Source organism: Vibrio sp. 03_296 (genome assembly GCF_002265885.1).
This window is the reverse complement of the sequence record NZ_NPKW01000540.1, coordinates 1-770: the sequence shown is the minus strand read 5'-3', so window position 1 is coordinate 770 and position 770 is coordinate 1. Positions and strand designations below refer to the sequence as shown.

Genomic DNA, 770 nt, shown 5'->3' with positions numbered 1-770 from the left:
AAGTTCATCAAAAATACCCAACAAAAGATAGTCAGTGCTAGAGGTGCAATCAGCGGGTTGCGTCCATGGAACGTATCTTTGACGTTTGTCGCGACAAATTCTACGATCATTTCAACAGCACACTGAAGCTTACCTGGTACACCGGCTGTTGTTTTTCGAGCTACAGCGTAAAAATTCGAGGAAATTAACCCTGTAAACCAAGAAAAAAACAGACTATCGATATGTACGTTCCAGAAACTCGACTCTTCCGCCACTAGCCCCAACTTGTAAGTTGAAAGGTTAGTAAGGTGGTGAGTGATGTAACCGGAAGGTGTTAGCGCTTCACCTGGCGCAGCCATAACTCACTCCTTATTTTTTGTTGTTAATGAATAGCGCTGGCGCAAAGATATTAATACCAAGAACCAGCAAATAGGTTAGTTTCAGGGGAACAAGTTCCACCTGCATATACATGTAGGCGACAGAAAACAGCACTACTGTAATGAGAATTTTCAGCGCTTCACCCGTGTAGAAAGAGATAGCAACGTACTTTGACGCTCTCGCTCCTACAAACAAGAATGCACACACAGAAAATACTGCATTGGCGACAACAAAATGCCGCCGCCTATCAGCGAGGAAATCCCACTCAGCATTCACAGCCAAGCCACTCCTGCTGCCACAAAATAACCGCGCCGGACTCGATCATTAACAATTGCTTTGCAAGCTCTCGTCCTGGCCTAGCCAACGCAGCTACCATGTATTCGTACCTCTAGTAAATCCCACGGCTCCTCCGT

General features: G+C 45.7%; 1 protein-coding gene and 1 pseudogene. Both read right to left on the bottom strand.

Translation table 11 applies throughout. The annotated features are described in order from the left end of the window. On the bottom strand, nt 1-338 hold a 338-nt coding region (locus tag CIK04_RS26030), incomplete at its 3' end, for a F0F1 ATP synthase subunit A (RefSeq protein WP_176463434.1). Between the two features lie 10 nt (nt 339-348). After that, a pseudogene (locus CIK04_RS26025) lies at nt 349-733 on the bottom strand (F0F1 ATP synthase subunit I). Nucleotides 734-770: the final 37 nt, after the last annotated feature.